Raw genomic sequence first — 25,588 nt, 5'->3', positions numbered from 1 at the left:
AGGGCTTCAATTTTTAGACATAAAAATCGTTATCTATTTTAAGTATAAAACTTTGAGTGCGTGAAAAACTACCCCTTGCTTTCTATAATAGGAATTAGCTTGCTTGTTTTTTTATTGTGGCAACTACCTTATTTTGGGTTTATACAATATCCATTATTACTGTTAGGTACTTGGTTTCATGAAATGGGCCATGGCTTAACTGCAATACTGGTGGGAGGTAAGTTTATCTACCTCGAAATATATGAAAACGGAGGTGGTGTAGCCTACTCTAATGTTTCGGCTAGTTACTTACCTTTTAAAATCGCCAGAGGTATTACCGCTGCAGGAGGCTTATTAGGTCCGGCAATTTCGGGAGCTATACTTATAGCCTCGGCCAGAAATAGAATAAGCTCTAAAATTGCATTATGGTTACTAATTGCAATAATGGTACTATCATTATGCTTATGGATTCATGAACTACTGGCATTAATTATCCTAAGTGTTTTTGCCGCACTTCTCTTTTTTATCGCAATTCTACGAGTAAGAAACCTTGAAGCTTTTACGCTCTTGTTTTTAGGAACTCAATGTGTGTTAAGTTCATACCTACAAATAGGATATCTATTTACAAAACAATTCGAACGAGACGGGAAAATCCAATATTCTGATACGCAAATGATTGCGGCTCATCTATCTGGCACCTATTGGATGTGGGCAGTATTAATTTTATTAATTACCATGTATCTGCTGTATAAAAGCTATCGATATTACTTAAAAAAATAATCACTTTATACGCTGATGTAGATTATTGTTTTTTGTCACTCCAACCTTTCGGCCAAGCTCAGGATAAACTAAAGGCTGGGATCCATTTTTTTGGTATGGTACTAAATTTAGTGAATTTTACCCAAATCTATACAGAGTATAATCGAAGTGAGAACTCATTTTTACCATGTATTTTCCTAATAAAAAACATATAAAAAATCGAAAAAATACTTGAAATTAAAATACGTGGTAAATACGTGTTTTTAAATGGTAATTACCTGTAAATTCCTTTTAAAACAAAGTGTGCAGGTTTTTTTTGATTAACTTTAATACTAATTATTAACTTATAAATATATCATCCAATGGAAAACGTAATCACACAAGAAAACACCCTAATGACAGAAGAAGTTTTTGAAAAAACGACCTCTTTATGGAAAAGTGCAGATGTACTACAATTAACACATCATTTTCATAAACTAGATCCCGCTATAGGGCAATATGAACGAGTTTATTATTTTAGTATGAGCGATGATGATGTTAAACGTTTTAATGACATACAAGAAATTAAGACTTTTACTATGCACATGGCGTTGAAACGTGGATATAAAGAAAAGTTTACATTTTTTCCCATTTTTGAGATTGTTGATATAGATGGTAATAAAGAGTTTTTTGGTCTGGAAGCTTTTCAAAAACCAGAAATGAAAGAATCACAGAATAAAGGAAATGAACTGGGATCCGAGATTGTACCTTTAACCTTTAAGCAAATGATTCATGATAACTGGGAGCAGGTAGATATGAGTCTGATTGATGATTTGTTTACAGTAAAAACAAAGAAAAAACCAATGGAAAGAGTAATTTTTTATACGGTAACAGCAGGTTTGATCAATCCCTATTTGCCTAATGGTATTGAAGCAATAAAATTTTACCCTGGATTAGATATGAACAAGTTTCAATATAAGGACATGATATCTTTTACTCCTGTTATTGGGATCACACCCAAGGAGCCAATAGAAAATGTATTACAACGAGCTGGTATCGTAGAGTATAGCGATAACGAGGTGTTTATTGAGTATTCAACTCCTTGTCCTCCTACTTGTCCTATGCAGCATTAATTAAATTAAATGAGTAAAGAATTTTATATTTTAGGTAATATTTCATCTTTTATAGTAGTGGTGCCTCTATTATTAAGCATATACAAGTTTAGGTCATTAAGTAAGGTACAAGTAAAGCTTTCTTACTTATTGATATTAGTCTTTGTAGTAGAGATTATTTCTAATATACTATGGCGTAAAAAAATAAACAATTTGCCGCTGTATCATTTTTTTACAGTGATTCATTTTTTATTAATTATTAATATTTATAGAAAGGTGTTATCACAAACCTATTCAAAATTATTCTTTATTGTTTTAGGTATTGGTTTTACCATATTTGCTATCATCAATACTATATTTTTACAAGGATTAATGACTTTTAATTCTAATGCAACAACACTTATGGGAGCGATAATTATTTTTTTGGCTCTAAGTTATTTTTATGCATTGCTTAAAGAGGTAAAATATAGTGCTCTGGAAACGAATCCTATGTTTTGGATCAATTCTGGATTTTTGATTTATTTTTCCAGTAGTTTAATTTTGTTTTTTATGAATAATACATTGTTTAAGGATTCTACCGAAGCTAGTTTTATAGTTTGGGGGTTACATGCTATTATAAATATTGTATTAGCTATTTTTTATACGGTTGCAATATGGGTAAAACCCAAAAAAGAGGTTAGTGAAAATAGTGGTTTTTGATCAAATGATTTTGGCTTGAAGTGCTGGTTTTACTGTTTTTTTGAGCTATATTTATGTAAACTTTTAAAACCTAAAATCATGAAAACAATTCGTTTATTATTTTTAGTTCTATTGGGACTAACTGTTGCTTGTCAGCAAGAAGAGGAGCCTCAAAACAATGTAGAACTGCAAGATTTGACACTTAATTGGAAAACTGCAAGTCCCGAAGAGGCTTTTGGTACTCCTAAAAATGGATTTAATATACCTAAAGATGCATTAGAAAAGGCTTTGAAGTTACCAGAGGTATCTACAGTTCGTTTTATTCTGGAAGTAGAAAATAAACAACTACAAATACGTGTAGCTGGTACAAATCCAAATGGAGATATCACCAAAGGAGTATTGGCGAAACCTGTATCGTTACAAAAAGTTGTTAATAAACTAGTTGCCGAAAAATCTAAGCGTTTTGAGACTGCAACACTTTCTAAAGCTGTAGCCTCTCATATATTGCAACCAGATGAAGCAGTAGATTTTGTTTCTGGTTGGCAACAAAAATGGAAAAGTAATGCGCTACGAGAAGCTATTGCTTATGATGGTGAACGTATTCAATATTTTAGTATGCCTGCAGCGGTGGCAATGCATATGTTGCAAAGTGGTTCAAAAAGCGTAAATTTAGTATGGGGTGTTAACCCCAAAGGTAAGTTTACTACTGTTTTTTTACCAGAATTGGATGGAAAGCAGAATCTGTTAAAAACAGGAACGTTTATTTATGAGTATTTGACACCTTGCCCACCAACTTGTGTACCACCAGGAGACTAGTCTGGAAAAGATAATTAATTAAGAAGTAAAGAGCTATATTTTGAATCATGTGTTGCTAGCAAAAAAGCAGAAATATAGCTTGTTGTATTTTGATATAGCTCTTTACTATTTTTTATACTATTTGTTTTATGGGTGAACCCGAAGAAGCTGTTGCGTTAAAGGTTATAATTATCGGTATGGTGGTGATTTTTTTGCTATCATTATCAGTAATTATATTTTTTATTCTCTATCAACGTAGGTTGTTGGCGCAACAGCAGAAACATCAAAAAATAGAGTCTGATTATCAGAAAGAATTACTAAAAACCTCGATTATTAGTCAGGAAGAAGAAAGGAGTAGGATTGCCAAAGAATTACATGATGATGTGGGAGCTATGCTAACCACTACCAAATTGTATTTTGGGCAAATTACACCAGAATTACCTCCAGAAGAGCTTATAGGCATTGCTAAAAAAATGAGCTCTTTTTTCGATGATATGATACAAAGTGTACGTAGTATTTCTCAAGATCTAAGACCTGTAGTTCTAGAAAAATTAGGACTTATAGAAGCAATACAAAGCTTGGTGCAAACCATAAATGATTCGGGAAAAATTAGTGTGCATTTTAAAAATAACACTATAAAAACGATTGCCAAATCAAAAGAACTTAACCTGTATAGAATCATTCAGGAATTAATTACGAATACGCTTAAACATGCAGAGGCTTCTGTAATAGGTGTTGAGTTAAAAAATGAAAAAAGTTCGTTAATTATACTTTATGAAGATGATGGGAAGGGTTTGGAACAAAAAAACCTTTTACATAAAAAAGGGCTAGGGCTCAAAAATATAGAAAGTAGATTGTCGATACTTTCTGGAAATATACATTTTTTAAAAAAGAGCTCTGGTATGAAAGTGAAAATTGCAATACCAGTTTGATCATAAAAACAGTAAAAAAACCCCTAAGTAAGTAAAAAGAAGCACTAACAATTTTAATCACAATTAATCATGGAAACTATAAAACTAGGACTGATTGATGATCATAACTTATTTCGTGAAGGTATAAAGTCACTGTTAAAAAGAATGGCCAATATTACATTGGTATTAGAAGCGGTGAGTGGTAAAGACCTGTTAGCACAGTTGAATAATGTGGTTCCGGATGTAATCCTTTTGGATTTAGAGATGGGAGAGATGAATGGTGTGGATACAACTCTAAAATTACAAGAATTGTATCCTGATCTAAAAATTATTATTCTAACAATGCATACAGAAGAAAGAATGATCTCTTATTTGATGGAAGCGGGAGCTAATGGATATCTACTAAAAGATACCACCCAGCATGAGTTAGAAATAGCAATACGATCTACATACGAAAAAGGATTTTATTTTAATTCTTTTGTATCAGAAGCGTTATTAAAAGGGTTGAAGCATAAAACTTCTAAACCCCCAGCTATACGAAAAGATTATCACCTTACTTCTAGAGAATTAGAAGTGTTAGAAGGGATTACTCAAGAGTTTACAACTGCAGAAATTGCAGAGCAACTTTTTCTAAGTGTAAGAACAATTGAAGGACATCGAAAAAATTTAATGGGTAAATTAGGCGTAAAAAATACGGCTGGTTTAGTTATTAAGGTAGTTAAAGAGAAAATCATTTCTGTTTAAACCCGGATTATGTATTAGAACTTTGTTATGAAGCTTTCAAATACCCGTATTTGCAGTAGTTGGAAGATGGAATAAATTTTCTAATGCATAAAGCGGGTCAAATCATTTAGGAAAGTAAAAATAAACCTGTCGGGATTTTAAAATCCCGACAGGTTTCTAATACGAAATATTCTATTATAATCTTTAGCTTCAGAAAATACTAAATATGCTTTCCTTTCTCCCAACCGTGTTTTCCTAGGTATTTTTCACCAGATTCAATAGCTCCTTCCTCAACCATTGTGCCCATAGAATCATTCCAGCGATTTAGATATCCAAATAAAGAAATCACGCCTAGCATTTCTACAATTTCTCCTTCATTCCAGTATTTATATAATTCTTCTTTGATGGTGTCATCTACAGCATTAGGAACCATCGATGCAGCAAGCGAAAAATCAAGTGCTGCACGTTCTGCATCACTAAAAGCGGCATGCGTTTTATACTCCCATATATTATCTAATTGCTCTTGCTCTGCTCCATATCGTTCGGCCGCACGAATAGCATGTGCCTGGCAATATCTACATCCTGTAGCGTTACTGCTTACCCAAGCAATCATACGTTTTAATGCAGAAGTTACTTTACCTTCATTTGCCATTACGGCTTTGTTAAGGTTGATAAATGCTTTAGAAATAGCTGGCCTTCTTTGCATAGTAAGTACAGAATTAGGGCAAAACCCTAAGGTTTCATTAAAAAATTCTGCTAATTCTCTGGTTTCTGGATCATGATCTGCCGATAATGGAGTAACTAATGCCATATTCTATTTTTTTTTTGAGTTTAAACGTATAATTTTTAGCAAAGCAAAATACAAAACTAATGTCAAATCAAGAGAGGTCAGGATGTTTTTTGTACTTTGGATTTTTTAATATAGGAATTTACCGCACGAATGAGATGGACACTACAACCAAAACCTGATATTTCAACAATAGAAAATCTGGCAAAAACTCTTAATGTAGATACAATAATTGCTTCGCTATTAGTGCAAAGAGGGATAACAACTTTTGATGAGGCCAAAAAATTCTTTAGACCGTCTTTAGAAGATATACACGATCCTTTTTTGATGAAAGATATGGATAAGGCAACTGTCAGAATCCAAAAAGCAATTGCTAATGGCGAAAACATAATGGTATATGGCGATTATGATGTAGATGGTACCACATCTGTAGCATTACTGTCTTCTTATTTAAAAACCTTATCCAATCAAATTGCTACATATATTCCTGATCGGTATGGTGAGGGATATGGGATATCATATATGGGAATTGATTATGCTCATGATAATGATATTTCTCTTATTGTTGCTTTAGATTGTGGGATTAAAGCTATAGAGAAGGTAGCGTATGCCAAAGAAAAAGGAATCGACTTCATCATTTGTGATCACCATAGACCAGGAGATAAAATTCCTGATGCAGTCGCGGTTTTAGATCCAAAACGTAAGGATTGCGAATACCCATATAAAGAATTATGCGGTTGTGGAGTAGGGTTTAAATTGATTCAGGGATTGGCAGTTGATCAAAATCAGACTATAGAAGATTTGTTTCCATATTTAGACCTGGTGGCTACTGCAATTGGCGCAGATATTGTGCCAATAACAGGTGAGAATCGTGTATTGGCATATTATGGCTTACAAGTTATTAATGCAAATCCAAGAATTGGATTTAGGGCAATGTTATCTGAAGTGAAAAAAGAAACTTTAACGATAACAGATTTGGTGTTTATCATCGCACCCAGGATTAATGCAGCCGGAAGAATGAAACATGGATTACATGCTGTTAATTTATTGACAGAAGAAAATCTTGATATTGCATTACAATATGCCGCAGAAATAGAATTGTATAACACCAATAGAAAAGATGCTGATAAAAACATAACTCAAGAAGCATTAGAACAGATACTTCAGAATAAAGAAGAGGATAGATATACTACTGTGGTGTATGAAGAAAATTGGCATAAAGGAGTGATAGGTATTGTAGCATCACGATTAACAGAGACGTATTATCGTCCAACTTTGGTTTTTACAAAAAGTGGCTCGAAGTTAGCAGCTTCTGCAAGATCTGTAAAGGGATATGATGTGTATAATGCATTAGAAGCCTGTTCTGAGCATATAGAACAATTTGGAGGCCATAAATATGCTGCAGGTTTGACATTAGAAGAAAAGCAATATCTGCCGTTTAAGCAAAAATTTGAAGAAGTAGTGTCTTCTACTATTGATAAAAAAATGCTTATCCCCGAGATATCTATTAATGCATCTCTTGAATTAGATCAAATCACCCCTAAATTCTATCGTATTTTAAAACAATTTGCTCCATATGGTCCAGGAAACATGGCCCCGGTATTTATGACAGAAGGATTAAATGATACCGGATATGGAAAACGTGTAGGAGGTGATGAGAAACATTTAAAATGTAGAGTACAAAAAAATGGAGTTGCTATTGGAACTATTGGCTTTAATCTTGGTCCTAAATATGATTTGATAACCGAAGGGCAACACTTTAAAGCTGCGTATACTATCGACGAAAATGAGTGGAACGGAGAAGTATCTCTTCAATTAAAGTTGAAAGATATAAATTAACTTATTTTTATTTAGATTTATTATAAATAGTTACTATTTTTGATTCAAATATGTATTCAGGATGAACGCTATAGATAAAATATACAGTAACGAATTAGGTATTTCTTTCTTTTGGAAACAAGAAAAGCATATTTCAACGCCTAGAGTTCAGTTGGTATTTAGAGATATTGGATTTTTACTTACTTTAAATGAATTAAAGGATTTTTCTAATTCTTGTACTACTACTATTGAATCTCAATGCTGTAATCAATGCAAAAATTCACAACAGTGTAAATCATTATTATTGAGAACACCTTCTGATAAGATAGATTTAGCAGTAAGTAGAGAAGAGGTTCATCAAATCCAGGAACTAATCAAGGGTACTATTTTTAGAGTAGAGTTAAAAGATTGGGTGAGGAACCTATCTCTTAATTGAACCCGTGCGTAGATAAGGTTTTAATTGTCAGTCTGAGCCTGTCGAAGACATTTGAAAACCCGTATTTGAAAGTACTTCGACAGGCTCAGTGTGACAAGAAATTTTAAACCCTACCCTTAACTTAAAATCATTATCCGGATTTATGTATTAGAAAATCTATTTCATGTGAGAAATGGTTTTATTCTTTTTTATATAAAAACTCAACAATTTTATACGTGATTTCTTTTGCTTTTGTTTCCTGCAAAAAATGTTTCTCATCTATAAAATGAATATCTTCATTCTTAACCTTTAGTGCATTAGCTGCACGAACTTGTTGTGGAGGCCATTGTAGCATTGTGTCATGTATCCCCCATATAACAGTAACAGGGATATTGATATTTTCAAAAACATCTGAGTAGTCAGGTAATTCATTACAGGTTTGACTATAGAAATAATACATAGCATGTGTTTTACCTTCTAATAAAGGAGTTTTATATCCTTCTACATCAAGAGAATTTAAAACGTTTTCTTTAAGTCCTTGATTAAATAGATTTTTGAGCAAGGTATTGGTTGTAACTCCATTTCTATAACCCCACATAGCTGTTTTGGCTAGACCTCCCGGTTTCATACGTACAGGAGGGTAAAATCCAGCATCATAAATGATGGTATTAAGTACAATTAGTTTTTCGATTTTATCAGGAGCTTGTTTCATAAGTTCCCAGGTCCATAATCCACCAGCATCATGCATAACATGAGACCAGGTATCGATGCCCAATGCCTCCATAAGTTGTAACAAGCGTTTGGCATGATTTTCTCCATTATAGATTTCAAAACCTTCTGGAGAATCGCTAGAGCCATACCCTAACATATCAGGAACAATGACACGATATCCATTTGCCACCAAGGGGTCGATCATTTTACGATACAACCATCCCGAGGTAGGTACGCCATGTAATAATAAAATTGCAGGCCCTTTTCCTTTATCTATATATTTAATTAAACCATCATCTGTAGGATATAATCTTTGATCAGATCTAAAATCTTCATAGGTGATTTGATTTTTCCTGATTTTGGTATTCTCGTATGGTTTACACGAAAAAAGCAATACCCCTATTAGGGTAAGCACAAAAAATTTATTCATGGTAAAGATGATTTATGAACTGGCAATTTACTTAAAATCATTTTTGTATGCTATACAGGTTTAAAAATTTAATAGCCGCTATGTTTAAAACCAGATTTTTTTATTCCTTATCTAGGAGACTTGTTTGATTATTATTTCATTTCCATTAAAGCTAAAACGATCACCAGTAGTTTTTCCTAATAGTAATTTACCAATAGGAGAATTAGCAGCTATGGCAAAATAGGATTTATTTTCTATAGAGAGTTTACCAACAGAGATGCTAATAAAATAATGACCTTGTGAGGTAATCACCAGACTGCCTAAATGAATATGTTCTGAAGGAGAAATTTTAATCTTCGCTAAGACTTCTTGCAGTTTCTGTACTTCGGCTAATTGTTTTCCTGCTTTTTCACGTTCTAATTGTAACATTGCTCGCCCGGTTTCATGTTTATCTCCAGCAGTACTTTTGGTTTCAGAAGTTAAAGATTCTTGAATACCAGTAATAGTATTTTGAATTCTTTGTAATCTTTGATCTACATAATTTTGGCATTGATGAAGTATTTCTTCTTTGATTTTTTGTGGATTCATATTACTATTTCTTATCAAATACTAAAGTACCGTAATTACGCATTTGTATCATAATCCATTTTTTTCTTTTTTTGGTGTATGCCGAAGGAGGATTTGCCAAAAAGCGTATGGGATTAGGAAGTATTGCTGCAATAGCTGCAGCTTCATCCTTATTGAGTGCAACTGCAGAGGTGTTAAACCAAAATTGGGCAGCAGCTTCGGCTCCATAGATGCCATCTCCCATTTCTATACTGTTCAGATAAATTTCGAGAATACGTTCTTTACTCCAGAAAGTCTCTATCAAAAATGTAAAATAGGTTTCAAATCCTTTTCGTATCCAGCTGCGATGAGGCCATAAAAAAATATTTTTGGCAGTTTGTTGAGAAATAGTACTTGCGCCTCGCAATCGTTTACCAGATTTATATTCTGCCATTGCTTTTTCGATAGCTTCTTTGTCAAAACCATGATGGCCAATAAATCGTTGATCTTCACTGCAAATAACTGCTAGTTGTAGATTCTTAGAGATCTTGGATAATGGTACCCATTGATGGCGAATAGTATACTTATTTTTAGATTGTAACTTTCGAATTCCCATTAACGGGGTAGCAGGAACATTAACCCATGTATATATGAGTACCCACAGCACACTTAATATGATAAATGCGATGCAGCTTTTTAGTATAAAACGGAAGTATTTTTTCATAATTCAACAGGAATCGACTTATAAAAGATCAGCTAATTCTGCACCTACCAAACTTCCTATTGCAACTCCCATTCCGCCCTGGCGCACACCGCAAAATACGTTTTGGGATAATTGTTTAACAATAGATTGTTTTTGATTTCCTACACCCATAATTCCGCTCCAGCGATGATTGATTTCAAAATTAATATCGGGCAAAATGATATCTCGTAAAATTTCTTCTAATTTTTGTTGTACCAACTCTGTTTGAGCTAAATCTGTAGTTTCTTCTGCCTTAAAATCTAGATTTCGACCTCCGCCAAATAAGATTCTGTTATCAATATTTCTAAAATAATAATATCCTTTATCTAGATGAAATGTTCCTTTAATGTGTAAATTTTCTATAGGCTGGGTAATTAAAACCTGAGCACGAGCGGGTTTTACTTCCTGAATTCCTAATTGAGAAGCAAAACCATTTGTAGCAATCAATACTTTGTTTGTAGAGAACGTAAATTGATCGGTTTTTATTTTAACAGCAGTGTTGTCATCATCAAAAGTTTCGACGGTACAATTATTTAGAATCTTAATCCCAGAATTTTGAACCTTTTTTAATAATGCTTCCATCATTTTTCCGGTATCGATTTGACCTTCAAATTGATTAATGATGTATTGAGGCTGGATATTTTCAAAATTAAAAACATTATCACTTATGCCAAAAACGTCATCTTTAAAGATTGGTTTCAATAAGGTGTTTATTTGCTCTCTTTTTGAAAAACAATCTTCATAAAGAGCTTGATCATTTTTGGTAAAAAGTTCATATCCTCCGTTTTGATGATAGCCGATAGCCTGATCTCCCAGATGTCTTCTCAATAGTTGAAGCCCATTGTGTCTTTTTTTAACAAGCTGCAATACTTCTTCTTCACTGTGCGAGTTTAGGTCGTCCAGAATTTCAGAGAGGCTTCCAAAACAAGCAAAGCCTGCATTCTTGGTACTAGCTCCATTGGGTAATATACCACGCTCCAGAATAAGAACTTTGGCTTTCGGAAAATTATTTTGCAATCTTAATGCGCAAGTAAGCCCTACAATACCGCTTCCGATAATAGTAAAATCAATATTAGATAACCAAGTTTTATGTTCCCAATAGCTAAAATTCAAAGTACAAGAGGTATTATTTGTTAGAAAAACAAATATAGTCGTTCCTAAAGAGATTTTATGATTTCTTGTGTAGTTACATTAGTAGAAAATACATTTTAAGAAAGTGTCCTTAAAAGTGGTTAGGGGTAGAATCTTGTTATTTTGAAAATGTAATTTTTGATGGTAAGTAAAAGCAAAAAAAAAGCCTCATTGCTGAGGCTTAATTGGTTGTTATTCAGTTGGGTCTTCCATTTCAAAATCTTCCATAAACTTAGTGGTGTAATTTCCAGCTATATATTCTGGATGATCCATAAGTTGTCTATGAAAAGGAACGGTAGTTTTTATACCTTCTACTACGAATTCGTCTAATGCTCTCTTCATTTTATTAATTGCCTCTTCACGTGTTTGCGCGGTGGTTATTAACTTGGCAATCATAGAATCATAGTTAGGCGGAATAATATACCCACTATATACGTGAGTATCTACTCGCACACCATGGCCTCCAGGTATATGCAAATTGGTAATTTTACCTGGTGAAGGTCGAAAATCTTTATATGGATCTTCTGCATTGATCCTACATTCTATAGAGTGTAATTGTGGAAAATAGTTTTTACCCGAAATTGGTATTCCGGCAGCAACAAGAATTTGTTCTCTAATTAAATCATAATCGACTACTTGTTCTGTAATAGGATGTTCTACTTGGATACGAGTATTCATTTCCATAAAGTAGAAATTACGGTGTTTGTCAACCAAAAATTCTACAGTTCCTGCTCCTTCATATTTGATATATTCTGAAGCTTTTACTGCAGCTTCTCCCATTTTTTTACGCAATTCGTCTGTCATGAATGGCGAAGGAGTTTCTTCTGTAAGTTTTTGGTGTCTACGTTGTATCGAGCAATCTCTTTCGGATAAATGACAAGCTCTACCATTGCTATCTCCTACAATCTGAATTTCGATATGGCGTGGCTCTTCGATAAGTTTTTCCATATACATACCGTCGTTACCAAAAGCAGCGGCAGCTTCTTGTCTGGCACTATCCCATGCTTTTCTCAAGTCTTCTTTTGCCCATACGGCTCGCATACCTTTTCCACCACCACCGGCTGTAGCTTTTAGCATTACAGGGTATCCCATTTCATCGGCAAGCTTTTCGGTTTCTTCAAAAGAATCCAGAATACCTTCACTACCTGGGATTGTAGGTACTCCTGCTGCTTTCATAGTCGCTTTTGCAGAGGCTTTATCACCCATCTGATCAATCATTTCGGCACTGGCACCAATAAATTTTATTTCGTGCTCTTCACAAATCTTAGAAAACTTAGCGTTCTCAGAAAGGAAACCATAACCTGGATGTATTGCATCTGCATTTGTGATTTCTGCAGCTGCAATAATATTAGACATTTTAAGGTAAGATTCATTACTGGGTGCAGGTCCGATACAAACTGCTTCATCTGCGAAACGTACATGTAAACTTTCTGCATCTGCTGTAGAATAGACTGCAACGGATTTTATCCCCATTTCTTTGCAGGTTCTGATTACACGCAATGCAATCTCACCTCTATTTGCAATTAGAATTTTTTTAAACATAACTTCTTAGAAATTATAATATTCAAACAACAAATTCCAATTCTCAATATGTGATTTGAAATTTAAAGATTTGAAATTATGGGTTTAATTATGATGGGTCTACTAAGAATAGTGGTTGATCAAATTCTACTGGAGAAGAGTCATCGACTAATACTTTTACAATTTTACCAGAAACTTCACTTTCAATTTCATTAAAGAGTTTCATCGCCTCAATAATACAAAGTACATCTCCTTCTTTTATTGAATCACCAACTTCTACAAACGTAGGTTTGTCTGGTGATGGTTTTCTGTAGAGTGTACCTATTATAGGTGATTTAATAGTTATGTATTTCGAATTATCGTCAGAAGCACTTTCTTCAACAACTGCTGCAGGTGTAATTGCAGTGGGTGCTGGTTGTACGGGAGCTACCACTTGAGGAGTTACTGGCATTTGTTGTACAAATGTGGTTTCTTTACCATCTTCTGATGCAGTTTTAATGGTGATTTTAATGTCATCCATTTCTAACTTTACTTCGCTAGCCCCTGATTTGGCTACGAATTTAATTAAATTCTGAATTTCTTTTAAATCCATAATGTTGGGTATTGTGTGTTTTAGTTGTTTAGGAATTATAGGCCCATTTAAGATAAATAGACCCCCAAGTAAAGCCTCCACCGAATGAAGCAAATACTATGTTATCTCCTTTTTTGAGTTGTTTTTCGTAATCGTGTAACAGTAATGGTAATGTGGCTGAGGTTGTATTACCATATCGTTGGATATTCATAAGGACTTTATTCTCATCTAGCTCCATTCTTTTGGCTGTAGCGTCAATGATACGTTTATTGGCTTGATGTGCAATAAGCCAATTTACATCCTGTCCTGTTAAATTATTACGTTCCATAATCTTAGAACTGGCATCTGCCATGTTAGAAACTGCATATTTAAATACAGTTTTTCCGTCTTGTTGAACAAAGTGTTGCCTTTTGGCTATAGTTTCTTCTGATGGAGGAAGGATAGACCCTCCAGCTTCAATTTTTAAGAACTCTCTTCCGATACCATCGGTACGAAGGTATTCGTCTTGATGTCCTAGACCTTCATAATTGGGTTCAAAAAGAGCTGCGCCACCACCATCACCAAAAATGATGCAAGTGGTACGATCAGTATAATCAATAATAGAGGACATTTTATCTGCTCCTATTACTAATACTTTTTTATATCTTCCTGATTCTATATAACTGGCGGCGGTAGACATTCCATATAAAAAACTGGAACAAGCGGCCTGTAAGTCATAAGAAAAAGCATTAACGGCTCCGATTTTTGAAGCTGTATATGCTGCTGTTGCAGCAACTGGAAGATCTGGAGTTGCAGTTGCAAAAATCACCATATCAATCTCTTTAGGGTCGAGATTTTTTTTAGCGATTAGATCTTCTGCTGCTTTTATACCTAAGAAAGAAGTTCCCTTATCTTTATCTTTTAGTATTCTGCGTTCTTTGATACCTGTACGACTGGTTATCCATTCGTCGTTAGTTTCGACCATTGTTGCTAATATATCATTAGATAACACATAGTCTGGCACGTATGCACCTACAGCGGTGATAGCGGCTGTGATTTTACTCATATCTTAGTTTTAGTTTCACAAACTATAGCATAAAAATGCGCTCAAAAAGTTGTCGAAATTACTAAATTATACACAAATATGGCGCAAAATAACGGGATTTTGACACATATTCAACTAAAAACAAAAAAACTCTCACATTTGTGAGAGCTCTCTTTAAAATTTTAACAGTATCCTTACGCTACTTCTTCTTCAGTATTGTCGATAACAATTTGACCACGATAGTATAATTTACCTTCATGCCAATGTGCTCTATGATATAAATGCGCCTCTCCAGTAGTTGGATCAGTAGCTATTTGTGGTACAGAAGCTTTATAATGCGTTCTTCTTTTATCTCTTCTTGTTTTCGATATTTTTCTCTTAGGATGTGCCATTGCTTAGCTATTGTTTATCGTTTAATAAGTTTTTTAATTTATCCCAGCGAGGATCTGTCTCCTCATTGTTATTTACTATTGTTTTTTCTTTTGGACTTAATTCTTCTAATTTTTCAAGTATGTCTGATTCTAATGTTCCGTTCTCAACACCAGGATGAACTCTTTTGGATGGCATAGCCAAAACAATAAGCTCATAAATATATTGTTGAACGTTTACTTCATAATCCCCATGAGGAATAATAAGAAGCTCTTCATTTTCATCATTATATTCGTCTCCAAACTTCACTACCAAAAAGAATTCATTTTTAATAGGTAAGTCAAAAGGTTCATTGGTGAGATCACAATTTACATTTACAGTTCCGGTTGCTTTAAATTGAAGTTCTAATAAAGTCGCTTTTTTATTAAACTCCATATCAACTTTTACTGCAGATGAATTAAACTCATCATACTCAAAATGTTCAAAGAACGCATTGTCAATTTGATACTCAAACTGGTGTAATCCTTGCTTCAGCCCAACAAAAGGAATAGTATACTCTTTAAGTTGTATCATTTCATCATCAGTTTCAAGTGCCTATCAATTTGATAAAGGCGGGTGCAAAGATAATAAAAATTCGTTATGAAAGTATTTTTGTAAACAAAATTATATCAGATTGTTAGTGATTAATTAGGTTTGTGGATTATGGTAATAGGTTTGAGAACTACTTTCATACTTAATTCCTAACCTATCATGGCTTATTTTGAGGTTTACGAGGTTGCCTTTTTAGAGGGTTTTTGGTTAATTCGTTATACTCATTTCTATTTTTGAAAATCCTTAATGCAGCAAAAACAGCTTCTTTAAATGAACTATTATCGGCCTGGTCTTTCCCAGCAATTTCAAAAGCAGTACCGTGATCTGGAGAAGTGCGAACTTTATGTAAGCCTGCAGTATAATTTACTCCTTTGCCAAAAGAGAGTGTTTTAAAAGGAATTAATCCCTGATCATGATATGAAGCTACAACAGCATCAAAAGCTTTATAATTATTAGAACCAAAAAAACTATCTGCTGCGTAGGGTCCATATACTAATATGCCAGATTCATTAATTTTTTGGATCGTTGGCTTTAATACATCTTCATCTTCTTTGCCAATTACACCGTTGTCTCCACTATGAGGATTGATTCCTAGTACCGCGATCTTTGGTTTTGAGATACCAAAATCCTGTTTAAGCGCGTGATGAATAGTGTCTATTTTTTGTTCGATCAATTCTGGTGTTATAGTATCGGCAATATCCTTAACGGCAACATGATCAGTAAGTAATCCTACTTTTAGATCATCGGTGATCATAAACATAAGGCTATTTCCTTCTAGTTCCTGATCCAGGTAATCAGTATGTCCCGGGAATTTAAATTCTTCAGATTGAATACTGTGTTTGTTAATAGGTGCGGTGACCAGCACATCAATTTGATCATTTTTTAAAGCTTCGGTTGCAGATTTAAGTGATTTGATCGCGTAGCTTCCTACTTTTTCATCTTCTTGCCCAAAATTAATACTAACGGCTTCTTTCCAAACATTAAGAACATTTATTTTACCATCCAGAATTTGAGATGTCTTATCTATACCATGAAGGTTTATGTTGCTAGTATATTGTTTTTTTAAGAAAGAAAGAATTTTTACCGAGGCAAAAATTACCGGAGTACAAAAATCTAACATTCGCGAATCTTCAAAAGTTTTAAGGATAACTTCACTTCCTATTCCGTTAAGATCACCAATAGAAATCCCTAATCTTATTTTTTCTTCTTTCTTCATTATATAAACTACTTTATCAGTATTTTTGAAATCTAAAATCAGACTTCAAACTTCAAGGTCACAAATTTAATTAAATAATTCGCATTTATGTTTACAGGAATCATCGAAGAATTAGGAATTGTTACTTCTTTACAAACTAATAAAGAAAATCTGGATATTACAGTATGTGCGAATTTTACCTCAGAATTGAAGATTGATCAAAGTATAGCGCATAATGGAGTTTGTTTAACAGTGGTGTCTATTAATGAAGATATGTATACAGTTACGGCGATCAAAGAAACGCTGGATAAGACCAATCTTAATACCCTCGCAGTTGATACTGTTGTAAATCTGGAAAGAGGAATGAAATTAGGAGATAGGTTAGATGGACATATTGTGCAAGGACATGTGGATCAAACTGCAATTTGCACGGCAATTACAGAAGCTGATGGAAGTTGGTACTTTACTTTTGATTATGATCCATCACTAAATAATATCACTATAGAAAAAGGATCGGTAACAGTTAATGGAGTTAGTTTGACTGTGGTTAATTCTAAAAAGAATGAGTTTAGCGTTGCTATTATTCCGTATACATATGAACATACAAACTTTAATACTTTTAAAGTAGGCAGTCTTGTTAACCTTGAGTTTGATGTTATTGGTAAATACGTAAAACGAATTACAGAGCTAAGATAGCTTACTATATATTTATTACCAGTAGGTGTTTTAACTTTCCTTAATTACCTTATTCCTGATAAAGAAAAGGCTAAAAGAATTTATAATTACTTATTCGTAATAAATAATAAGGAAGGTTGAAAGAAGTAGAATGGCAATTATACCAATTCTACTTCGTTAAATTTAAAAAGTGAAACCCTGTTTCTTCCGATCTTTAAGAGTACTCCTCCCAGATCACTTAAAGTAGCGCAGGATTCGAAATCCAATACTTTGCCAAAATACTGGCTTTTTGCATCAATTACTTTATACCGCATAATTCTAGATTTGATTAATTTTCCCAATTTTTCGTTATCGTAGTTCTTTCCCCAAAAAACATACCATACCGTATCAAATTCAAAAGTAAATTTAATAGACATGCTTGGTTTTTTAAAATAAACTTATCAGGTTTTATTAACAACAGTTATTGGTTTTAATGATTAAATAACTGTAGGTCAAATAGTTAAATATTGTTTGGTTTTCGTTGTATTCTTGTTTTTTTAGGTAAAAAATTGAAAAATAAAGACATAAAAGTGAAATATTATTATTGGAATCATTCCTAATTCCGTATTTTTGTATTGGAATTATTCCTAATAAGGAATATGGGTTATGAATTAAAATTTTAAGATTTACTTAAGCTTTTTTTGGTTAATCTTTTAAAGTTCTGGCATACGTTTTGCAAAAACAGAGATAACTTCGAATCGTATACTTATGAGAATATGAATACTTAACCTAGTGCAAATTACTCTTATGTTATGAGTGGTATTAACTACGAAATACAAAATAGAAAATTACAATCGTATAAGCATACTTTTGATTATGACTTCTGCAAAAGAAAGTATGATGAGTATGCACATATGACATTGGATGAATTTAGAGAATGTTTAAAAGATGCCCAAAAACTGGGAGAGATAGGTCATTTGTGTTGTTTTATTCTATGGGTAAAAAATAAGGCCAAGTATGAGTATCGGGATAGCTTAGGTGATTATGGATTAATTCACTTATTATTTCATTGCCTGGAAAATAAACACCATGCAGAAGTGCATGCCGAATATATTCACATGTTATTTAAGGAAGACATTAAGTTGGTATAGTTTCCTTTCTTCTAAAACAGTGGTAAAAGAAGAGTAATTTTACGTTTCAGTATATCTAAATAACAAATAATATCATCTACGATTTATTTTGCTAATCTTTTGTGTATTATATAAGAAACTTTCCATTTTCATAGATCAGTTTTTCGTCTGCCAATATCTTACCTCCTTGCGTCATATCTGTAATCATATCCCAATGAATGATAGATTTGTTTTTAGCTCCAGTTTGAAAATACGATTGTCCTACCGCCATATGTATAGTACCTCCTATTTTTTCATCAAATAAAATGTTTTTTGTGGCTTGCTGTATATTGTAATTGGTTCCAATAGCTACTTCTCCAAAATAATTAGCTCCGGGAACTTTAAATATGTCATCTAATAGTTCTTGTCCTTCTTCTGCTTTCCAGTCTATAATTTTACCATCCTTAACTGTTAGTGTAATTCCCTTCACGATATGACCTTCAAATACAGAAGGTAAACTAAAATATGCTGTTCCGTTCACGCTATCTTCAATTGGCCCGGTAAATACTTCTCCACTTGGCATGTTTGTTCGCCCGTCTGAGTTTATCCATTTACGTCCTTTAACACTAAACTGTATGTCGGTTCCTTTGGTGATGTACTGTACCTTGTCTACATTGTTTAAATAATCAACAATGTTTTGTTGTTCTTTTCGTATGTGTAACCAGGAAGCTTTAGGGTCTTCTTCAAAAAGATGGCAAGCGTTAAACACAAAATGAGAATATTCTTCTAGTGACATACCTGCCATTTGTGCACCGGCTTGTGTAGGGTATAAGCATAAGGTTCGTTTTAAACTACCGTTGGCCGTTCTTTTGTAATAATGTTCTGTTATCGGTTTTAAAGTTTCTTTGTGTTTTCGTTGTTTTTGAGCATCTATATTTTGATTTTCGATAAGATTATGAGGTGCCATAATTTTAAGATAAGCATCAAAATGCTCCATTGCATGTGCGTACAATACAGGAGGCTGATTTAATTGCTTTTCTTCAGAATTATCAATTTTTATTTTATGAGCTTCACTAAACTCTAATTGATATTCTACATGTGCTCCGGCTTTGATGGCTGCTCTATACACTTCTCGCACTAATGGCTCTGCAAGTGTTGTACTTTGAATAAATAAGGTGTCTCCCGATTGTATATCAAGGGAGTAGCGAACTAATAAATCTGCATATTTTTTTACTATAGATGAATTCATTTTTTTTAGTATTAATTATTCGATTATTGCTGCTGTTGTTACGATTTCAATGAGGCAACCGAGATGTAATTCGGCATTACCGACTACTGCTCTGGCTGGTTTGTGATCTCCAAAAAAATCAGCATATACTTTATCTATTGTTGCCCAGTGCGCAACATCAGCAATAAAAATCTCATTTCTAATGATATGATTTTTACTGCTTCCGGCTTCTTTTAGTGTGAGTTCTATATTGTGCAAGAGCAATTTTGTCTGTGCTTCGATACCTGCCGGTACTTCTTTAGTAATTGGATGTATTGGTAATTGACCGCTTAGGTAAAGAGTACCTTTATGTTCTACCCACATAGTATAGTGTCCATTACTTTTTGGCGTATCTAATATTTCATTTGTCTCCATATTTTTTATTTGAGTTAGGGTGTTCAAAAATTGTTTTTAAATATTTCGCGCACTTCCAGAAATCTTTATACTGGCTCCAACTATGGGCGTATATTCTACTATTAATCGAGACGGAGATCCCATATCTTCGCCCTGTATAATTTCAAATTTGTTATTTCCTTTCCAATTTATATCACGCAAATAGCCAGCCAGAGCGGCCGCGGCCGCTCCTGTGGCAGGATCTTCATATACTCCTCCAGAAGCAAATGCATTTCTGGAATGGAACACATTATTGGCATCTAACCATAGTAAACTTATGGTGACCAGGCTTTCTTTAAGCATAAGAGCTTTGGTTTTTTTAAATTCATAATTCATATCGGCTACCGTTTTTCTATCGTTTACTACAAGAATAAGATGTTTGGCTCCTGCAAACGCATATCGAATCGGAAAATCTACATGCAGTGCTGAAGCAGGAAGATTGAATACATCAAGAACATCATCTATAACATTTTGTGGTGCAGGTTTTGACCAGGTTTCAGGCGATTGTAATGTTACTTTAAAATCATTTCCCGTGGTTTTTTTAACGGCAACACTAATTTCTCCGTTGTTTAAAAACAGCTTGTATGTTCCTTCTCCATGGCTTTGTCCCAGGCCTGCTCCTGTGGCAATGGTAGCATGACCACAAAAATCGACTTCTATTTCGGGAGAAAAATATCGAATACGCCACCCGTCGTCTTTAGGATGTAAAAAAGCAGTTTCAGAATATCCTACCTCTTTAGCAATGCTAAACATTTCTTCTTCTTTCGGCATTTTATCTGTTATGACAACGCCTGCAGGATTTCCCCCTTTATTATTATAAGAGAAAGCTGCTATTTTTTGAATTTTTGTTGTTTTCATAGTGTTATTGTGGTTTTAAATACTTGCCACTGCATGACTCTAAGTTTGTATTCTTTATTTTACTAGACATCGTTTTTATTTGTGAGCTTGTTCTATTCCTAATTTCCAAGCATCCGCAATTTCTTTAGTATCTCTTAGGAGCAAACTTTCATTAACAACGAAGCGTATACTTGCATCTTTGTTCATGTATAAAGAAATGTTATGTTGCTCAAATAAATATTCAACCAATTTTTTTGAACTGAGATTACTATCTAAATTGAGCTGAAAAATATTAGTGCCATTTTTTATGTTTTTTATACTCAATCCATAAATTTTATTCAGTTCAGCAATTAATTCTTTGCTGGTTTCAGCAACTTTATTTAATCGTTCTGATATTCCATCGAGGTAGTGTAAAGCCATGCTTGTGGTAGACCAAGTTTGATAAGTTGTACCGCCGAGAATTTTTATCTGATGTGCAATTTGTTCTATAAATTTTGAATCACCACATAGTATTGCTCCACCTGTGGCATTTAGGTATTTATATAAAGAGATATAAACGGTATCAAAATAGGATGAATATTCAAGAAGAGAGACATCGGTAAATGAAGATGCCAAATGTATTCTTGCTCCATCCAGATGCATTTTATAGCCATTCTGTTTGCAATAGTTCGATATTTCCTTTATTATTTCAATTGGAACCGCGACTCCGTCTGCACGTCTAACAGGGTTTTCAATCATAATTGTCCCCAATCCACTTTTAAATGCTTCATTTTTATTTATATATTCAATAGCATCCTTTAAGTCTTCAAGCTCGAAATAAGGCTTATTCTTTCCAATTGGTACAAGTCTTTTATTATGGACACTTTGTGCTGCATCAGCTTCATCTCTATAAATGTGAGAATTTTCAGGAACAATCACTTTTGTATTATTCTCATTAAGTAGTTTTATAGCTAATTGATTAGCCATTGTGCCTGTAGGAAGATAAATCGCCTTTTCTTTTCCAGTCAATTTTGCAAATTCATCTTCTAATAATTGAGTCGCTCCTCCATTTCCATAATAGTCTTCTTCAATAAGATTATTTTTATTGATTTTTGTCAATTTTTCAATATATTCTTGAGGTGATAGCCCAAGGCCATCATAAATAAAGTTGATGTTCACTTTCCTGTCTTTTTGGACTTTGTATCCAGTTTGTATTACGGGCTTTGCATTTACACCAATTGCTGGGAGCAAAATAGGGATTGTTGCTAAACTACATTGTTTAAGAAAACCCCTTCTATTATTTTCATCTTTTGCTTTTTTCACCTTTTGTTATTAAGTGGCTATATGTTGCCTAACATGTATTTATATAAGAATAGTAGCTAATTTTGAGCTTGATTCTTTTCAAAATGGACAGAAGCTTAAATCACTTCATAAAAAGAAATATCTATATCTACTCAAAAACTTGTTTATGAAAGCTGTAGATATTCAATTTTTAATTCTGTGGTGATATCAATTGCCTTATAAACGGATTTATAAACAGCACAATGTTCTTTGTGAATGCTATGCACTCGCTCTATCGTTTTCTTGTCTTTTTCTTGAGCTAAAAGTGTATACTTAACAAGTATTCTCTTAATAACAAGAACGTTATCTTCAAGTTCAACTTCACCTATAACTTCTGATGAAAGTTTGTCATTATCTGGATCAATTTCACGGACTCTTAATGCTCCACCAAATGTACCCGTTAGGCAGCCACCAACAGCAGAAATTAAGTAATCAATAGTAGTTGCATGTGGGTTATCAATAGTATCGCTAACTCCATAGTGTTTTGCAATAGCGCCATGAAGACCAAATTTTACAGGTTCTGTTTCAGCTGGTAAATAAGCATGGCGTAACGATCCTTTTTTACGTTCAATTTTAATGTTTGATGTGTAAACTAGATTTGACATAACTTTTTATTTTTATTAATTTAATGATATCTATTATTAGAGTGTTATTTCAGTTTTGAATACCAATACTGCATCTCCTGTAATCTGTATTATTTTAGGTTGATTTTTTGCAATAGTAACTGTAACATCCATATGTCCAGTTCGCCCCATTTTTTCACCTTGTTTTATTCTAAATGTAAATTTTTTACCGTTATGAGAAACTAATCCATGATGTACTAAATATGCCCCTAAAGGTCCATTAGCATTACCAGTAACAGGGTCTTCATTTATACCTATGGCCGGAGCAAACATGCGTCCATCAACCAGACAATCCTTATCGGTAGAATCAAACGTAAAAACATAATACCCATTACAACCAATTATTTTACTTAGTCCACTAAGCTTACTATTATTGGGTTTTAGAGCATTAAGTGTCTTATTATTTTTGATGCCTATCATTACTTTAGAATGTCCTGTAGAAGCAATCTGAATAGGACATTTTTTATCTATATCTGTATTTTTTAGTCCGAGTGCAGCTATAATTTGACTTTGAATTTCTTTATTAAAAGTTGACTCAAAACTGATTGAGCCTTGTGTCATTTCTATTTTATAATCATCATCTTTTTTATGGATTGCAAATGGTAAAACTCCTACCTTGGTTTTCATTCTTAATACGCAAGAATCAAGATTTTCGGATATGGCTTTGGCATACATGACAGCAATAGTTGCGTGACCACAAATAGGAACTTCTACCGCAGGGGTAAAATATCGTATAACACCATCATTATCGTTGCTATCAGAAGGAAAGATAAACGCTGTTTCAGAGTTGTTTAATTCTCTCGCGATAGCCAGCATTTGTGAGTCATCTAATCCTGTTGCATTAATTACAACTCCTGCAGGGTTTCCTTTAAATTTTTCTTTGGTGAAAGAATCTATTTGGTATACGGTAAATTTTTTCATGCGACTATTTTTTTTGAAATCTCTATGAAGTAGTCAATGTCTTTTTGAATAGCATAGGAATTCAAAGAAACTCTTAATTAGTTGTTATGTGTTCCGAATTATTTATATATGTTTAATGCTGGAAATTCCTCACGATACTTTTTTCAGTTCATTTTTTATTACCCTATGTGCCTATCTAGACTACTGTAAACTCAATTGTTCCCAGGGCTCCATATGTGGCAGTATAAGAACCTTTGGTTAGTGGCACTATTTGTCCAACTGTACCGGTCATGAGTATATGTTCTGGAGTAATTGGATATCCTTGATCCAAAATTTTATTGATTAACCATGCTAATGATGTCCATTGATCTCCCATAGCATCACTTCCTTTTCCTCTACTAATTTCTTCTTTGTTTAATGCTAAGGTTGTAATTTCTTCATTAATATTTACATCTGCATTCACTGGTTCTCCTAGAATAATTACAGCACCAGCACCATTGGTCGCGATCATATCCTTTTGGGTTAACCTGGATATATCTGGATGTTTGATATCCGGGATTTCGATCATAGGTACAATTTCTTTCACCAATTCTTTTATGGTACTTAAAGTTACCTTTTTTGTGATTTCTGATTTTATTCGGTAACCGATTTCTGTTTCCAGGATAGGATTTTGAAATTCAGAGATTTTAATTTCTGTAGTGTTGAAATGAAGTCCAGAAGCAAATCGTGCTGCGGCAAGTGGTTGGGTTGCTCCGAATTTTTTTTGAGAACCTTCAGATGTCATACCTGCTTCGTAGGCAACGATAGTGTCGTTTTCTGAAGCTACATGTACCAAATGTTTCTGAATTTGATAAGCTTCGTCTGGGGTTAGTACTACATCAAAATCTGAAAGATAGGGTAATGAGATCTCTTTCTTGTATGCTGTCATCATTTCTGACCTGTACGATTGAATTTTTGAGTTGGAGATTTTATCTTTCATAAAGTACTTGTTTCAATTAAATTTTTATCAGAATCTACCTGGCAAATCCTTTAGTTTTAGTTTTTGACTGTCTGTTTAATATCTCTACAGGTAAACTAAGATGATTTATGCGGTTTATTTCACACCATATAGATTGTTGAAATAGAATACTATTTAAATCTTGAAGCATCTTCTGCTCCTGGGATTCTAAAAGTTTTTAACCAATCGGTAATAGATTGAATAAAAATTTTGGTAGTGCTCTTTTCTCTTACTACTGAACAATCATTTGGTAAACATTCTACATTACAATTCATAATTATGAGTGTTTAAGGGTTAGTACTAATTTTTAATTCATTTTTGTATAATTAATCTGCTATGGCTGTAAATTCTATTTCTACCAGCATATCAGGATTAATTAGTTTGGCTATTTCTACCATTGCGGTAGTGGGCTTTATAGTACCAAAATATTCTCCATGCGCTTTTCCTATAGCTTCCCATTGGGATATATCGGTAGTATAAATCCTTGTTCGTATCACATTGTCTAAGCCATATCCCATATCTTCCAAAACATTTTTAGCAGTTTCTATAATTGTTTTGGTTTGAAGATAAGGATCGTCTATGCCAATAATATCACCATCTTTACCAGTAGCAGTAGTACCAGAGACTTCAATAATGTTTCCTACTTTTACAGCTCTGGAATATCCTACGATATCTTCCCAGGGGCTACCAGACGAAATGTTTTTTCTGTTTTTCATTTTATA

At 33.6% G+C, this 25,588-nt stretch carries 31 protein-coding genes; 10 read left to right on the top strand and 21 right to left on the bottom strand.

Annotated features, from left to right (window positions below):
- The first annotated feature begins 60 nt into the window (after positions 1-60).
- The 6 genes from AAFU52_RS07755 (at position 61) to AAFU52_RS07730 (ending at position 4,957) form a co-directional block, all read left to right on the top strand.
- Positions 61-759 carry a M50 family metallopeptidase gene (locus AAFU52_RS07755; RefSeq protein WP_438426024.1) on the top strand — a complete coding sequence of 233 codons (699 nt, stop codon included), beginning with the start codon at positions 61-63 and terminating at the stop codon, positions 757-759.
- Positions 760-1,100: 341 nt separating this feature from the next.
- Positions 1,101-1,850, top strand: a complete 750-nt coding sequence (locus AAFU52_RS07750; protein WP_438426023.1) for a hypothetical protein — start codon at positions 1,101-1,103, stop codon at positions 1,848-1,850.
- 9 nt (positions 1,851-1,859) lie between these two features.
- Positions 1,860-2,528: a hypothetical protein gene (locus AAFU52_RS07745; RefSeq protein WP_438426022.1), complete on the top strand. Its 669-nt coding sequence runs from the start codon at positions 1,860-1,862 to the stop codon at positions 2,526-2,528.
- 78 nt (positions 2,529-2,606) lie between these two features.
- Positions 2,607-3,323, top strand: coding sequence for a hypothetical protein (locus AAFU52_RS07740; protein WP_438426021.1), 717 nt, complete (start codon positions 2,607-2,609; stop codon positions 3,321-3,323).
- Between the two features lie 128 nt (positions 3,324-3,451).
- Positions 3,452-4,234 (top strand): sensor histidine kinase, encoded by a 783-nt coding sequence (locus AAFU52_RS07735; RefSeq protein WP_438426020.1) that lies wholly within the window; start codon positions 3,452-3,454, stop codon positions 4,232-4,234.
- 69 nt (positions 4,235-4,303) lie between these two features.
- Positions 4,304-4,957 (top strand): response regulator transcription factor, encoded by a 654-nt coding sequence (locus tag AAFU52_RS07730; RefSeq protein WP_438426019.1) that lies wholly within the window; start codon positions 4,304-4,306, stop codon positions 4,955-4,957.
- A 199-nt stretch (positions 4,958-5,156) separates the two neighbouring features.
- Here AAFU52_RS07730 and AAFU52_RS07725 read toward each other — a convergent pair whose 3' ends face one another.
- Positions 5,157-5,747: a carboxymuconolactone decarboxylase family protein gene (locus tag AAFU52_RS07725; RefSeq protein ID WP_024768403.1), complete on the bottom strand. Its 591-nt coding sequence runs from the start codon at positions 5,745-5,747 to the stop codon at positions 5,157-5,159.
- A gap of 129 nt (positions 5,748-5,876) precedes the next feature.
- Here AAFU52_RS07725 and recJ point away from each other — a divergent pair, with 129 nt between their 5' ends.
- On the top strand, positions 5,877-7,562 hold the full coding sequence (gene recJ, locus AAFU52_RS07720; RefSeq protein ID WP_438426018.1) for a single-stranded-DNA-specific exonuclease RecJ: 1,686 nt from the start codon (positions 5,877-5,879) through the stop codon (positions 7,560-7,562).
- 61 nt (positions 7,563-7,623) lie between these two features.
- Positions 7,624-7,977, top strand: a complete 354-nt coding sequence (locus tag AAFU52_RS07715; RefSeq protein WP_024768401.1) for a hypothetical protein — start codon at positions 7,624-7,626, stop codon at positions 7,975-7,977.
- A gap of 178 nt (positions 7,978-8,155) precedes the next feature.
- On the opposite strand, the gene AAFU52_RS07710 is transcribed toward AAFU52_RS07715, so the two are convergent.
- The 10 genes from AAFU52_RS07710 to pdxA form a co-directional block, all read right to left on the bottom strand.
- The gene (locus tag AAFU52_RS07710; protein WP_438426017.1) at positions 8,156-9,097 is read right to left on the bottom strand and encodes an alpha/beta fold hydrolase; all 942 of its coding nucleotides are present in this window, start codon (positions 9,095-9,097) and stop codon (positions 8,156-8,158) included.
- A 111-nt stretch (positions 9,098-9,208) separates the two neighbouring features.
- On the bottom strand, positions 9,209-9,664 hold the full coding sequence (locus AAFU52_RS07705) for a 3-oxoacyl-ACP synthase (protein ID WP_438426016.1): 456 nt from the start codon (positions 9,662-9,664) through the stop codon (positions 9,209-9,211).
- A gap of 4 nt (positions 9,665-9,668) precedes the next feature.
- The gene (gene mtgA, locus AAFU52_RS07700; RefSeq protein ID WP_438426015.1) at positions 9,669-10,346 is read right to left on the bottom strand and encodes a monofunctional biosynthetic peptidoglycan transglycosylase; all 678 of its coding nucleotides are present in this window, start codon (positions 10,344-10,346) and stop codon (positions 9,669-9,671) included.
- A gap of 18 nt (positions 10,347-10,364) precedes the next feature.
- Positions 10,365-11,477, bottom strand: a complete 1,113-nt coding sequence (locus tag AAFU52_RS07695) for an NAD(P)/FAD-dependent oxidoreductase (RefSeq protein WP_438426014.1) — start codon at positions 11,475-11,477, stop codon at positions 10,365-10,367.
- Between the two features lie 210 nt (positions 11,478-11,687).
- Positions 11,688-13,037, bottom strand: a complete 1,350-nt coding sequence (accC, locus tag AAFU52_RS07690) for an acetyl-CoA carboxylase biotin carboxylase subunit (RefSeq protein ID WP_024768396.1) — start codon at positions 13,035-13,037, stop codon at positions 11,688-11,690.
- A gap of 88 nt (positions 13,038-13,125) precedes the next feature.
- On the bottom strand, positions 13,126-13,608 hold the full coding sequence (accB, locus tag AAFU52_RS07685) for an acetyl-CoA carboxylase biotin carboxyl carrier protein (RefSeq protein WP_024768395.1): 483 nt from the start codon (positions 13,606-13,608) through the stop codon (positions 13,126-13,128).
- A 28-nt stretch (positions 13,609-13,636) separates the two neighbouring features.
- Positions 13,637-14,632 carry a beta-ketoacyl-ACP synthase III gene (locus AAFU52_RS07680; protein WP_024768394.1) on the bottom strand — a complete coding sequence of 332 codons (996 nt, stop codon included), beginning with the start codon at positions 14,630-14,632 and terminating at the stop codon, positions 13,637-13,639.
- A gap of 173 nt (positions 14,633-14,805) precedes the next feature.
- Complete coding sequence (rpmF, locus tag AAFU52_RS07675; RefSeq protein ID WP_024768393.1) at positions 14,806-15,003, bottom strand: 50S ribosomal protein L32; 198 nt, start codon at positions 15,001-15,003, stop codon at positions 14,806-14,808.
- Positions 15,004-15,010: 7 nt separating this feature from the next.
- A complete protein-coding gene (locus tag AAFU52_RS07670) occupies positions 15,011-15,553 on the bottom strand; it encodes a YceD family protein (RefSeq protein ID WP_024768392.1) in 543 nt (180 codons plus the stop codon).
- A 175-nt stretch (positions 15,554-15,728) separates the two neighbouring features.
- Positions 15,729-16,787, bottom strand: coding sequence for a 4-hydroxythreonine-4-phosphate dehydrogenase PdxA (pdxA, locus tag AAFU52_RS07665; RefSeq protein ID WP_024768391.1), 1,059 nt, complete (start codon positions 16,785-16,787; stop codon positions 15,729-15,731).
- 87 nt (positions 16,788-16,874) lie between these two features.
- On the opposite strand from pdxA, the gene AAFU52_RS07660 reads away from it, so the two are divergent.
- Positions 16,875-17,462 carry a riboflavin synthase gene (locus tag AAFU52_RS07660; protein WP_438426013.1) on the top strand — a complete coding sequence of 196 codons (588 nt, stop codon included), beginning with the start codon at positions 16,875-16,877 and terminating at the stop codon, positions 17,460-17,462.
- A gap of 137 nt (positions 17,463-17,599) precedes the next feature.
- Here the strand turns inward: AAFU52_RS07660 and AAFU52_RS07655 are convergent, their stop codons facing one another.
- Positions 17,600-17,857, bottom strand: a complete 258-nt coding sequence (locus AAFU52_RS07655; protein ID WP_024768389.1) for a hypothetical protein — start codon at positions 17,855-17,857, stop codon at positions 17,600-17,602.
- A gap of 375 nt (positions 17,858-18,232) precedes the next feature.
- On the opposite strand from AAFU52_RS07655, the gene AAFU52_RS07650 reads away from it, so the two are divergent.
- Complete coding sequence (locus tag AAFU52_RS07650; protein WP_024768388.1) at positions 18,233-18,571, top strand: hypothetical protein; 339 nt, start codon at positions 18,233-18,235, stop codon at positions 18,569-18,571.
- Between the two features lie 106 nt (positions 18,572-18,677).
- On the opposite strand, the gene AAFU52_RS07645 is transcribed toward AAFU52_RS07650, so the two are convergent.
- The 9 genes from AAFU52_RS07645 to AAFU52_RS07605 all read right to left on the bottom strand — a co-directional run bounded on the left by AAFU52_RS07645 (position 18,678) and on the right by AAFU52_RS07605 (position 25,582).
- Positions 18,678-19,778, bottom strand: a complete 1,101-nt coding sequence (locus AAFU52_RS07645) for an aminopeptidase (protein WP_438426012.1) — start codon at positions 19,776-19,778, stop codon at positions 18,678-18,680.
- A gap of 15 nt (positions 19,779-19,793) precedes the next feature.
- Positions 19,794-20,171, bottom strand: coding sequence for a RidA family protein (locus AAFU52_RS07640; RefSeq protein ID WP_438426011.1), 378 nt, complete (start codon positions 20,169-20,171; stop codon positions 19,794-19,796).
- Between the two features lie 36 nt (positions 20,172-20,207).
- Positions 20,208-21,047, bottom strand: coding sequence for a PhzF family phenazine biosynthesis protein (locus tag AAFU52_RS07635; RefSeq protein ID WP_438426010.1), 840 nt, complete (start codon positions 21,045-21,047; stop codon positions 20,208-20,210).
- A 75-nt stretch (positions 21,048-21,122) separates the two neighbouring features.
- Positions 21,123-22,328 (bottom strand): threonine aldolase family protein, encoded by a 1,206-nt coding sequence (locus tag AAFU52_RS07630; protein ID WP_438426009.1) that lies wholly within the window; start codon positions 22,326-22,328, stop codon positions 21,123-21,125.
- A 143-nt stretch (positions 22,329-22,471) separates the two neighbouring features.
- A complete protein-coding gene (locus AAFU52_RS07625; RefSeq protein WP_438426008.1) occupies positions 22,472-22,951 on the bottom strand; it encodes an OsmC family protein in 480 nt (159 codons plus the stop codon).
- Positions 22,952-22,987: 36 nt separating this feature from the next.
- A complete protein-coding gene (locus tag AAFU52_RS07620) occupies positions 22,988-23,890 on the bottom strand; it encodes a PhzF family isomerase (RefSeq protein ID WP_438426007.1) in 903 nt (300 codons plus the stop codon).
- Between the two features lie 175 nt (positions 23,891-24,065).
- On the bottom strand, positions 24,066-24,848 hold the full coding sequence (locus tag AAFU52_RS07615; protein WP_438426006.1) for a 2-keto-4-pentenoate hydratase: 783 nt from the start codon (positions 24,846-24,848) through the stop codon (positions 24,066-24,068).
- A gap of 149 nt (positions 24,849-24,997) precedes the next feature.
- A complete protein-coding gene (locus AAFU52_RS07610) occupies positions 24,998-25,141 on the bottom strand; it encodes a hypothetical protein (protein WP_159099329.1) in 144 nt (47 codons plus the stop codon).
- Between the two features lie 51 nt (positions 25,142-25,192).
- Positions 25,193-25,582, bottom strand: coding sequence for a RidA family protein (locus tag AAFU52_RS07605; protein WP_438426005.1), 390 nt, complete (start codon positions 25,580-25,582; stop codon positions 25,193-25,195).
- Positions 25,583-25,588: the final 6 nt, after the last annotated feature.

It is taken from the genome of Aquimarina macrocephali (assembly GCF_051627225.1).
In the GTDB taxonomy this organism is placed as follows: Bacteria; Bacteroidota; Bacteroidia; order Flavobacteriales; family Flavobacteriaceae; genus Aquimarina; species Aquimarina macrocephali.
This window is presented reverse-complemented; position numbering and strand designations above follow the sequence as displayed.